The following is an 11,723-nucleotide window of genomic DNA, read 5'->3' as shown; positions in this document are numbered from 1 at the left end:
CTACGGGGCGCGTAGACACCGTCGTCTAACGGACCGCGCTTGATTGACGTGCAAGCTTAGGTCTTGAACGCGTCGTTCGCTCGATCAGCGTGACCGCGCTGGCTGACTCGGGATCCTCGCCAACGCTCCGGCCGGTACCCTAAACCGCCGCAGCGGTCAGTCGCAGGTCGCGGACCTCCGCCGACGTGATTGGCCGGTCGCGACCCGCGCATTTGATGACCAGCCCTTCGACCTCGGCAGGATCGAGCGCGGTGAATGCCTCTACCATCTGCACGAGCGATCCCGACGCGACCGGTTCATGCTCTTGCGCCGCGTCGTCATCCCCGTTCGCTTCCCGCATCAGCTTGGCGGGCATGTTCAACATCGTTTTCAACACGCTTACTATCTCCGGGCCCCCGGTAGGCGACCGTCGTGGAACGTGGGCAATCCGGCGTCCAGACCGGTTCGGGTCGGTTTGCGCTCGCTCTACAGCCTCGCACGACGAACCGCTTATCGCCGGTCGGCCGAGCGGCTCGGAGGCATTTCGCGCGCAACGGGAGGAGCGCTCAGTCTGCGACCGCAAACCGGCCTCGCCGGCGTGTCAGCTTGGCTTTTCGCTAAGGCGCCGCCCCACCTACTCTAGCTGGATGACCCCGCCATATGCCGGCGCCTTGCACCGATCCTGGACGGATCGTAGCTTCACAGCTGCTTTGCGGCGATGCAAGAGATGGCATGCACACCGACGATGCAGACACGGTGCACTATCGCCTGCGCCGTCAGAGCCGAACCCCGGCGTGGCTGGCCTTGTCCTGGCGGGCGTTGGTCGCGCTGGCCCTGATCGGCATCGCGCTCGCGGTCCATTGGTTCGATCGCGAGGGCCTGCGGCAGAATTCGGGCGAGCCCGTGACGTTCGCCGACATCCTGTATTTCACGATGATTACCGTGACGACCGTCGGCTACGGCGACATCGTGCCTGTGACCCAACAGGCGCGGATGTTCGACACCTTCGTCGTGACGCCGATACGGCTCTTCGTATGGCTCATCTTTCTAGGTACCGCGTATGATTTTCTGCTCAAGGGCGTGTGGGAGAAATGGCGTATGTCGGTGATCCAGCGGCACCTCGAAGGCCATGTCGTGGTCGCGGGTTTCGGCACGAGCGGCTCTGAGGCCGTAAGTGAACTCATCCGTCGCGGTGCCGATCCGGGCACGATCGTGGTCGTCGACGAGCGCGCCGCGGCGTTACGCACGGCGGAGAGTTGCGGCACGACAGTGATGGAGGGGAACGCCACGCGCAACGCGGCGCTGGAGGCGGCTCGTCTCTCCCAGGCCCGCGCGCTCATCGTCTCTGCCGGTCGCGACGATACCTCGATCCTCATCGTGCTGACGGCGCGCCGGATCGCGCCCGATCTCCCGATCAGCGTGGTGATCCGATCGGAGGACAATGAAGCGATCGCCCGCCAGGCAGGGGCGGACGTGGTCATCAACCCGGCCAGTTTTGCGGGTCTGCTGCTCGCCGGATCCACGCACGGTGCCCATACCGCCGAATACATGGCCGATCTCGCTGCATCCGGCGGGCGTGTCGTCCTGCGCGAACGGGAAGTCTCCGCGGAGGAAGTGGGCAAGTCGCTTGCCGACATCACCACCGGGCTCGGTCATCGCATCTATCGTGGGCATCAGAACTTTTGCTTCTGGGAACCCGAGGCCGCCCGTCTGGAAGCGGGCGACATCATCGTCGAGGTTGTCCCTCGGCGCTGACGCCAATAGCGCGGCGATTTCATTAGCCGTTCTGCCCGCCGATCGGGGTCAATGGATGCGAACTACGACGGTCAGGCCGGATCGGCGGACGGCAATGCAGGCACCTACTCCAAGCGTCAGCCGTGCGTTGTCAGCGGCATAACCGTTGACCGGAGCAACATCCGGGGCGTCGGGCGCGCTGAAGCCGGCTTACCGCGTCGTCCCTAAGGAGAATGAAGGAATGGGCATGCGGAACATCGATTTCAGTTCCTGGCAGAGCGTCCTGGCAACGCTGTTCGGGCTCGCGCTGGTGACGCTGATGGGTGTCGGCATCCGGCTACTGACGATGATGACGATCCAGCAGCGTCGCGAGCGGATGAACCGGCAGATCAACGAACGCCTGCGCACCCTGATCGCGGCCTACAAGACGTTGGGGGGATCGTTCACCGGGAACCTCACCGTCGACCCTGCACATCTGCGCGATCTCCGGAAGCGCGGCAGCGACCCCGTATCGGCCCCCGATGCAAGCCTTGATCTGGAGGCTGCGGCCGGGTCGGAGCGTGGTCGGCGGATCCGGGACGCGGTGGAAGCAGCGCTCTCCGATATCATCCTGCTGGGTACGGACGAGCAGGTGCGGCTCGCCGCAAGCGCAGCCGACGAACTGGTCGCCGGGCGCCCGGTGCCGACGCACGATCTTGTGATCTCGCTCCGGAACTTCGTGCGCGAGGCCTTGGATCTGCAGCCCATTCCCCAGGACCTCGTGCTTCCGGCGCAGGGACCGACGCGACCTTCCGGTGCAGGCACGCGCGGCCAGGGGGCGCGTGACAAACAATCGGGTGGTGGCGGTAGTCGAGGCGGTGGCGGCGGCAGCGGCGGTGGTATGGCAGCGGGCGGAAGTTCGGACGAGGGCAATGTCGGCGATACCGGCGAAGCCCGGTAGCCGGGCGATCGGATCCTGGAGCCGCGTTAGCGTCGCGCAGGTTTTAGTACTGACCTTGGGAGCGATGGTGGTGGTTCCCGCCCTCGCCCACAGCGGGTTAAACACGACCGATCACGCGTTACCCGCAACCTTGATGTTCTCGCCGAGCAGCGCACACACATAGATGACGACGGTCAGCGGGGCGGCGAGCAGCACGCCGAGGAAGCCGAACAGGGTGCCCGCTGCGTTGCGGGTGAGACCGTGAAGGCCAACGTACAGCCGGCACGCCTGCGATAATCGGTCCGATCATCGGAATGACGCCCCCTGCACGACGTCAGTTCGGTTTCGCCTCTTCCAGGTTCGGCAGCAGAAGATGGACGATGGCGAGGGCGATGAAATACGCGATGCCGGCCCAGATGAATACCGGGACGTAGCTGCCGACCGTTTCGAGCACGTGCCCGACATAGCGTGCCATGATCATCCCGCCGACCGCCCCCGCGGCACCGCCGATGCCCATGACGGAGGCGACCGAGCTCTTCGGAAAGGTATCGGAGACCATCGTGTACAGGTTCGACGACCACCCCTGGTGCGCGGCTGCGGCAACGCCGATGATCGCAACTGCGGCAAACAGGCTGGAGACGGTGCTGGCCAGCATGATCGGCAGTACCAGTATGGCAGAGGCCAGCAGCGCCAACTTGCGGCCGGCGTTGACGCTGTATCCGCGCTTGATCAACGCCGACGACAACCAGCCGCCGCCGATGCTGCCGACGTCCGCCAGCAAATAGACCGCGATCAGTGGCGGGCCGAAGGTTTTGAGGTCGAGGCCGTGGCGCTTGGCAAAGAAATCCGGCAGCCAGAACAGGAAGAGGTACCAGACCGGATCGGTCAGGAACTTCGCCGTAACGAAGGCCCAGGTGCCGCGATAGCGGAACAGGCGACGCCACGGGATCGGTGCAGTGCCCGCGTCGTTGTCCTGATCGGCACGGATATAGGCAAGCTCCTGTGCCGAGACCCGCGGATGGTGCTCGGGCGCGCGGTAGAAGATCAGCCACGCCGCAAGCCAGACGAACCCGAGCATCCCCGTCACGATGAACGCCGCGCGCCAGCCATAGGCGAGCGTGATGATCGGCACGACGATCGGCGTGGCGATCGCGCCGACATTGGCGCCGGCGTTCAGGATGCCGGCCGCGAGCGCGCGTTCCTTCTTCGGAAACCATTCGGCGACCGACTTGATCGCCGCCGGGAAGTTCGCGGCCTCGCCGAGCCCCAGCGCGAAGCGCGCGACCGAGAAACCGCCGGGGCTGCGGACGAAGGCGTGGACCAGCGCGGCGAGGCTCCACACCGTGATCGCTGCGGCATAGCCAATCTTCGACCCGACCTTGTCGATGATCGGCCCACAGGCAAGCAGGCCGATCGCGTAGGCAGCCTGGAACCAGAAGACGATCATGCCATAGTCGACCTCGGACCAGCCGAGTTCGCCCTGCAGTGTGGGCTTGAGGATGCCGATAACCTGGCGGTCGATGTAATTGATCGTCGTCGCGAAGAACAGCAACGCGCAGATGACCCAGCGGACGTTGCCGCCGGCCTTTTGCGGGCCGGGATTCGTCGCCTGTATTGAACCGTCCACGCTCGCTCTCCCCTCGCGGTTTGTCCGCTTTTATCGTCTGTCGAATGCTGCCAGTGTCTCGGCCAGTATCGCGCGGTCCTGCACGCGCGGACGCCAGATGCCGGCCAGCAGACCGCGCTCGCCGACCACTGCGTCGACGATGCCGTCGCGACCTGCCGAATCCCACGCCGCCGCCAGCTCTGCTGCACGCGGATCGTCGACCGGGCTGCCATCGCCACGGACGTGCAGCATCCACGCGGCCAGCGCCGACAGCGTTTCCGGACAGGTCCGTCCGCGCTCGCGATTGGCTTCGAGCGAGGCGAGCCAGCGCTGCGGGATCTTCTGCGATCCGTCGCTGGCGATCTGGCGCAGGGCATGGCGCAGCGTTGGATTGGCGAAGCGGGCCAGCAACGCGTCGGCATAAGCGGTAAGGTCTTGCCCCGGCGCAGGATCGAGGCTTGCCGCCGCCTCATCGCGCATCAGTCGCTCCACGCTTGGACCGATCGCGGGATCGCCTATCGCTTCGTGGACGTAATGCAGGCCGGCTTGCAGTCCCAGATAGGCGAGCGCGGAATGCGCGCCGTTGAGCATCCACAGTTTGGCCGTCTCATACGGCCCGACGTCGGCGACGATCTGTGCGCCGACCGCGTCCCAGCGTGGACGGCGGCCCGCGAAATCGTCTTCGATCACCCATTGGGCAAAGGGCTCGGTCAGGATCGCGGCCTCGTCGCGGAGGCCTAGCGTCGCCTCGACCGCGTCGAGATCGGCGGGCGTGACGGCGGGCACGATGCGGTCGACCATCGTCGACGGGCAGGTGCACTCGCCTGCGAACCAGCTGCCGAGCGAGGGATCGACGTGATCGAGCCAAGCGCCGAGCGCGCTCGCGAGCATGCCGCCATTGTCTGCGAGGTTGTCGCACGACAACAACGTCATTCCACCGATACCGGCATCACGGCGACCGGCGAATGCGCGCGCGAGGTGGTGGTAGAGCGTGCCGCCCGCCCGCTCCACGGCGGCAAGGTCGAGCGATCCGTCGGCACGACGATGATAGCCTTTCTCGGTCACGGTCATGGTCACGATCGCCGTGTCTGGCGATACGAGCGCGCGGTGGAGATCATCGTTCGCGCCCGATGCGGCTACCACGTCGCGGACCGACCCGATCAGCCGCGTTCGCGTGCCGCCCGCGTCGTTCTCGGTCACCGTGAACAGGCCGTCCTGCGGAACCAGCATGTCGCGGACGGCCGGCGATCGCAGCGATGCGCCGACGATGCTCCAATCCCGGTCGCCTGCGGCCATGGCGCGGTCGGTAAACATCGCCTGATGCGCGCGCATGAAGGCGCCGATGCCGAGATGGACGATGCCGATACGCTGGCCCATCCGGTCATAGTCCGGCCGCGCGACATTCGTCGGCAGCCGGTCGATCGTGGCGGCGGACAGCCTCACAGGCGGTAGGCCCGGCGCGCAAGTCCGACGGTCAGCTCGTGCGCGAGGTCGGCCGCCTCCCAATCCGCGAGCCGGTGCTCGGCGACGAGACGCGCGAGAAACGCGCAATCGACGCGGCGCGCGACGTCGTGGCGCGCAGGGATCGACAGGAAGGCCCGTGTGTCGTCGTTGAACCCGACCGTATTGTAGAAGCCTGCCGTCTCGGTCGTCATCTCGCGGAAGCGACGCATGCCTTCGGGGGAATCATGAAACCACCACGCAGGGCCGAGACGCAGGCAAGGATAATGGCCGGCGAGAGGCGCCAGTTCGCGCGCATAGGTCGATTCATCGAGCGTGAAGAGGATGATGGTCAGGTTCGGATCGTTGCCGACCTCGTCGAGCATCGGGCGCAGGCCGTTCACGAAATCGGCGCGCGCGGGGATGTCGGCGCCGCGGTCGCGTCCGTGGCTGGCGAACAGGCGTGCGTTGTGATTGCGGACGCTGCCCGGATGGATCTGCATGACCATGCCGTCCTCGATCGACATGCGCGCCATCTCGGTCAGCATCTGCGCGCGGAACAGTTCTGCATCGGCCGGCGTCGGATCCGGACCGACGACGCGGGCGAACAACGCCGCAGCGGCGCCCGGATCGAGGTTCGCGGTCTGTGCGGTCGGGTGGCCGTGATCGGTCGCGGTCGCCCCTGCGGCACTAAAGTCAGCGCGGCGCTTGCGGTGTGCGGCGAGATAGCCGGGCCAGGTCCAGACATCCTCGCCGGTCAACGCGGCGAACCGCTCCATCGTCGGCCGGAACGCTTCGTGCTCGACGTCGATGACGCCGTCGGGACGGTAGGTCGTCACGACGCGGCCCGTCCAGCCGGAGTCGCGGATCGCACGGTGTGCGTCGAGCGGATCGTCTGCGCCCTCGGTGGTCGCGAGGAATTCGATCCCGAACCGCTCGAACAGCGCACGCGGGCAAAACGCGTCGGTCGCAAGTCGTTCGGCAATGCCGTCGAAATACAGGTCGCTCGTCGAGGCATCCAGCGCCACCTCGAACCCAAGCACCTCGGCGAAGACGTAATCCAGCCACGCCTGTGAGGGCGTGCCGCGGAACAGATGGTAATGACTGGCGAGCGTGCGCCAAGCCTCGCGCGGGTCGGTGTCGGGTACACCCTGCCGTGACGGTACCCCGAGCCGATCGAGCGCGATGCCCTGGCTGTAGAGCATCCGGAACAGATAATGGTCGGGCGCCAGCAACAGGCTGGTCGCGTCGCGCCATGGTTCGTTGGTCGCGAACCAGCGCGGATCGGTATGGCCATGCGGCGAGACGATCGGCAGCGTGGCGATCTCGGCATACAGCGCGCGCGCGATCGACCGCTGGTCCGGATCGCTGGAGAACAATCGGTCGGGCGAGAGGCGAAGCGGGCGGCTCAAGCGTGCGCGGCCATATGTGCGATCCCGCGCTCGAGACCGCGCAGTTCGGCAAGACCGCGCATCCGCCCGAGCAGCGAATAGCCGGGCAGCGTGTGTTTCGAGAGATCGTCCAGCATCTGGTGGCCATGATCGGGGCGCATCGGGATCGAACGACCCTCGCGTGTCTGCAAGGCATGAATCGCGGCGACCAGCGCAACCATATCCGCATCACCGGCGAGATGCGCGGCCTCGTGGAAGGCACCATCGGGCTCGCGCTGGACCGATCTCAGGTGGAGAAAGCCGATCCGGTCGCCCAGCCGCTCGATCATGCCGGGAAGGTCGTTGTCCGCACGGGCGCCGAACGAGCCGGCGCAGAAACACAGACCGTTAGAGCGGTTGGGCACCCGCGCGAAAAGCGTCGTGACATCGGCCTCGGTACTGACCACGCGGGGCAGGCCGAACAAGGCGAAGGGCGGGTCGTCGGGATGCACCACCAGCCGCATGTCGAGTTCGTCGGCCAGCGGGCAGACCGCCTCCAGGAACGCGATGTGATTGGCGCGAAGTCCCTCAGCATCAATCGCGTCATACTGGGCCAGGGCATCCCGGAACCGATCGGCGGTAAAGGTCTCTTCGCTGCCGGGCAGTCCTGCGATGATGGTCTTCTCGAGCAGGCGGCGCGAGTCTGTATCCATGGCTGCGAACCGGCGCGCGGCGCTTTCGACAAGCGCTGGGGAGTAATCGCGCTCGGCCCCCGCACGCCGCAGAATGTGGATATCGAAGACCGCGGCGGCCTCCAGTTCGAAGCGAAGCGCACGCGCGCCGTCGGGCATCGTCCAGGCCAGGTCGGTGCGCGTCCAGTCGATAACCGGCATGAAGTTATAGGTGACCGTGCGGATTCCGCACGCGGCCAGGTTGATCAGGCTCTGCCGGTAATTGTCGATCAGCACGTCCCGGTCGGCGCCGCATGTCTTGATCGCTTCGTGCACCGGCAGGCTTTCGACCACCGACCAGACGAGCCCGGCCGCTTCGATTTCGGCTCGGCGTGTCGCTATCGCGTCCTGTGGCCAGACGGCGCCATTTGCGATCTCGTGCAGCGCGGTCACAATGCCGGTCGCGCCGGCCTGGCGAATATCGCGCAACGTTACCGGATCGGAGGGGCCGAACCAGCGCATCGTCTCGATCATTGGCACCCAGCTTCCTCCCTCGATTGCGCGGACCTTCTGGCCTCGCTGCAGTTCATGCCTGTTTAGCGATTACAAATCTAATAGGCCAGATGGAATAAAGTGGTCAGGCCATTTTGTAGAGCGGAGGTCGACTAGTGAAGGCGAGCGTTTCACGATGACTTCTCCGGGTTCGCATACCTCCGCCGGGTCTAGCTCGGACAGAAAAATGGGTGCGCCGGGGATAATTTGCGGCGCACCCTTAGGTTGGTCGACATCGGCAATGGGGAGCGCCGATGTCGATGGGGGGAAGGAAGAATTCAGAACTGGAAATTGACCGCCAAGGCATAGGTGCGGCCGAAATAGGAGGTGTAGAGGGGGTCCTGGCGTGTCGTGTCGACGGTCAGGCGGTTGGTCTCGTTTGTGATGTTGGAGACCTCGGCGATCAGCTTGATATGTTCGTTCAAATTGTACGAGGCCGATGCGTCGACGAAGATCGAACTCGCGTTCGACGTCGAATCCGCATCGACCGAGCCGCTGGGAACCGCCGTCAGGAACGCCGAGCGGTAGTTGACCGTCGAGCGGATGCTGAACTTGTCGTCTTCGTAATAGAGCGTCCCGCTTGCGGTTTCCGGTGACAGCCCGACCAGCGGCGCCGTCCGGGAAAGCGTCGGCGATATGACGTAATTGATGTTCGAACGAACCCGCGTGAAGTTGCCGAGCGCGCCGAAATTGCGCAGCACGCCGGGCAGGAAGGTGAAGGGCAGCTGGACGTTTACCTCGAACCCGCGCAACGGCCCGCCCTCGGTGTTGTTGCTGCGCTGGACCGTGAACACATCGGTCGGGCGCAGCTGCGTACCGTTGAGCAGGGTCAGCGGCAGGCCGATGTCCTGGAACGCGACCGCCTGGCTGGTCGTCTGGATATAGCTTTCGATATTCTTGTAGAAATACGCGACCGAGATCAGCGAGCCCTTGGCGAAATACCATTCGAGCGCCGCGTCGAACGTATTGGCGCGGATCGGTTCGAGGAACGGATTGCTGAAGGATGCGGTCTGGATCACGAGGTTCGCGGAGCCCGCGGGGATCAGCTGGCCGTACGCCGGTCGCGACATGACACGCGCCACCGACGCGCGTGCGATCAGATCCGGCGTGATGTCCAGCGCGAGGTTCGCCGACGGCAGCCAGTCGTCATAGCTGCGGCTGACCTCCGATATCACGAAACGCGACGGATAGAGCGACCCGGCGGGCGCCGCCGAGGTGATCGGACCATAGGTGTCCAGGCTGGTATGGACGTAGCGGACGCCGGCATCGCCGCGCAGCGCGAAGGGCAGGGAGTTGGCAGTGTTGAACTTCACCATGGCGTAGCCCGAGCCGTATTTCTCGTAGACACCGCCAAACGTGCCCTTTGCGCATTCGAGGCTGCAATAGACATAATTGTCGAGGCCGACCGCATCGCGGAACTTCTCCGGATCGATCGAGACGAAATCCTGCAGCAACCCGTCGAGATTGCTGCCGACGCCCTTCGTCACGGTGGTCAAACTTGCGAGCGTGACGCCCGCCGGCAGATCGAGCGGCGTATTGGTGGCAAGCTGCCGCTCGCGCGCGGTATATTTGTTGGTGCGATACTGGCCGCCGACCTGAAGCGTGAAGTCGGGCGCCGCCTCCCACTCGCCGTTGAGTTCGAATGTCTTGCTGGTGATCGTGTTACGGCGGATGAAGTTCGACAATTGTCCGCGCTGGTCGCCGTTCGCGAGCGGTGGGCCGTATTGGAACAGAGCGGGATTGGTCGTGTCGATCCCGTAGCCGATCTTCGGAATGTCGGGATTGTCGCGAAAATCGATCGAGAAATCGCGCGTGTCGTTCGAATCGATCGCGACTTGCAGGCGGTCGACGTCGAGCCGCGACTGGTTGACGCCGGCCAGGCCATAGACCCGAACGGTATCCGAGAAGCGGTGGTCGAAGTTCAGATTGACCTGGCGATAGGTCGACGTGAACTTCTCCTGCTGCATCTCCGACCGCAAGTCGACGCCGTCGAACAGGCCGTGAACCAGCGACCCGTTGTCGTCGACCTCGATCTCGCGGACCGACGTCAGCGGCTGGCCATTGTTGGAGATCGCGCGACCGAACGACCGTGCATCGAAATACGTGTCGAGCCGATCGACCTTGAACCGCGAATACAGGCCGTCGAGCGAGATGTCGGTGTTGGCGCTGGGCTTCCATTGCAGCGTCAGCGTGCCGGCGAGACGTTCCTGGTCTTGGCTGCTCTTCACCGGGCGGGGCAAGCGCGGGAGGAAGACACCGCCGCCCGGACGACCGTTCACCCCGGTACGGCTCATGATATAGTCATAGGCCGCCGCGGTGCCGGTGCGCGGATTGCCGGTGCTGCAATTGTTGGCGTCGGCGCCGATCGCCGTGCCGTTGGGCTGGGTATAGCCTCCGACCGGGCTGTTCGTCGCGGCGCCGTTATAGGTGTAGCCGACGGGCGTGCAGAACGGGAAGATGACGCCGGCGTTCGCGGTGCCCGCGGGCTGGGCCTGACCGTAAACCGTGGTCGGCACGACATCGACTGCCGAATAGGCATATTCGTCGATATGGCGCTTGGAATAGGCGACGCTGCCCAGGATGCCGAACGTATCGCCGAACTTCTTGGAGACGAGCGCGGACAGCCGCGGATCGGCCTTTTTGCTGATGTCGTTATAGATGCCGCGCGCGGTACCGGTGAGGACGAAATCCTTTTTCTGGTCGAACGGCTTGGGTGCGCGAAGATCGACCGTCGCGCCCAGCGAGCCTTCCTCGACATCCGCCGACAGTGTCTTGCGGACCGAGAGCGCGGAGAAGATTTCGGTCGGGAAGGTCACGAAGTCGAAGGAACGACCTGTCGCGACGCCACCGCGAATGTCGCTGCCGCTGACCTGCGACACGCCTTCCATGCCGTTGATGCGGACGCGTGTGAACTGCGAGCCGAGACCGCGGACCGAGATGTTGCGGCCTTCACCGCCGTCACCGCGCGATAGCGCGACGCCGGGAATGCGCTGCATCGATTCAGCGAGGTTGGAATCCGGGAACTTGCCGATATCCTCCGCGACGATGCTGTCGATCGCGGCGGTCTCGTTACGCTTCTGGTTCAGGGCGTTGTTCAACGCCGCACGAAACCCGGTCACGACGATATCTGCGTTCTCGGCCTCCGGTGCGACCTGGGGTGAGGTAGCGGGATCTGGCGGGCTCGTCTGACTGTCCGCAGGCTGTGGCACCTGGCTGCCCGCAGTCTGCTGGGCCGTGGCAGGCGCGGCGATAAATAGGCTGACGATGCTCGTCGAGATAAGCAGTTTGCGCTTATCGAAGCTCTTACGGCTCAAAGACCCTCTCCCGATAGGCCGAGCGCGCTGAGTTGACGCTGCCCGACATTTTGCCGCCATGGTTTTCCATGGTCGACGTAGTTCGTCAGGTATCAGTCCAATTTAGATATGACAATACTGAATCATTTGGTCAGGGAG

The 11,723-nt window shown here is 64.8% G+C and carries 8 protein-coding genes; 2 read left to right on the top strand and 6 right to left on the bottom strand.

Annotated elements, in window-relative coordinates; genetic code table 11:
* Positions 1 to 139: 139 nt before the first annotated feature.
* Positions 140 to 376 carry a hypothetical protein gene (locus H8S47_RS13320; RefSeq protein WP_187504329.1) on the bottom strand — a complete coding sequence of 79 codons (237 nt, stop codon included), beginning with the start codon at positions 374 to 376 and terminating at the stop codon, positions 140 to 142.
* A 335-nt stretch (positions 377 to 711) separates the two neighbouring features.
* On the opposite strand from H8S47_RS13320, the gene H8S47_RS13315 reads away from it, so the two are divergent.
* Both H8S47_RS13315 and H8S47_RS13310 read left to right on the top strand, forming a co-directional pair.
* Complete coding sequence (locus H8S47_RS13315; RefSeq protein ID WP_187504328.1) at positions 712 to 1,734, top strand: potassium channel family protein; 1,023 nt, start codon at positions 712 to 714, stop codon at positions 1,732 to 1,734.
* A 226-nt stretch (positions 1,735 to 1,960) separates the two neighbouring features.
* Positions 1,961 to 2,653: a hypothetical protein gene (locus tag H8S47_RS13310; protein WP_187504327.1), complete on the top strand. Its 693-nt coding sequence runs from the start codon at positions 1,961 to 1,963 to the stop codon at positions 2,651 to 2,653.
* Between the two features lie 313 nt (positions 2,654 to 2,966).
* Here the strand turns inward: H8S47_RS13310 and H8S47_RS13305 are convergent, their stop codons facing one another.
* The 5 genes from H8S47_RS13305 to H8S47_RS13285 form a co-directional block, all read right to left on the bottom strand.
* Positions 2,967 to 4,259 carry an MFS transporter gene (locus H8S47_RS13305; protein ID WP_328805544.1) on the bottom strand — a complete coding sequence of 431 codons (1,293 nt, stop codon included), beginning with the start codon at positions 4,257 to 4,259 and terminating at the stop codon, positions 2,967 to 2,969.
* A 30-nt stretch (positions 4,260 to 4,289) separates the two neighbouring features.
* Positions 4,290 to 5,681: a mannitol dehydrogenase family protein gene (locus H8S47_RS13300; protein ID WP_328805543.1), complete on the bottom strand. Its 1,392-nt coding sequence runs from the start codon at positions 5,679 to 5,681 to the stop codon at positions 4,290 to 4,292.
* Positions 5,678 to 7,090, bottom strand: a complete 1,413-nt coding sequence (uxaC, locus tag H8S47_RS13295; RefSeq protein WP_187504326.1) for a glucuronate isomerase — start codon at positions 7,088 to 7,090, stop codon at positions 5,678 to 5,680. Before uxaC ends, H8S47_RS13300 begins: the two co-directional genes overlap by 4 nt.
* Positions 7,087 to 8,253: a mannonate dehydratase gene (gene uxuA, locus H8S47_RS13290; protein WP_187504325.1), complete on the bottom strand. Its 1,167-nt coding sequence runs from the start codon at positions 8,251 to 8,253 to the stop codon at positions 7,087 to 7,089. The genes uxaC and uxuA overlap by 4 nt, the downstream gene beginning before the upstream one ends.
* Before the next feature lie 296 nt (positions 8,254 to 8,549).
* Positions 8,550 to 11,585, bottom strand: coding sequence for a TonB-dependent receptor (locus tag H8S47_RS13285; protein ID WP_235982879.1), 3,036 nt, complete (start codon positions 11,583 to 11,585; stop codon positions 8,550 to 8,552).
* Positions 11,586 to 11,723: the final 138 nt, after the last annotated feature.

The sequence above is a fragment of the Sphingomonas albertensis genome (assembly GCF_014358075.1).
Taxonomy (GTDB): Bacteria; Pseudomonadota; Alphaproteobacteria; order Sphingomonadales; family Sphingomonadaceae; genus Sphingomonas; species Sphingomonas albertensis.
The sequence above is the reverse complement of the archived record's forward strand: the minus strand, read 5'-3'. Positions and strand labels throughout refer to the sequence as shown.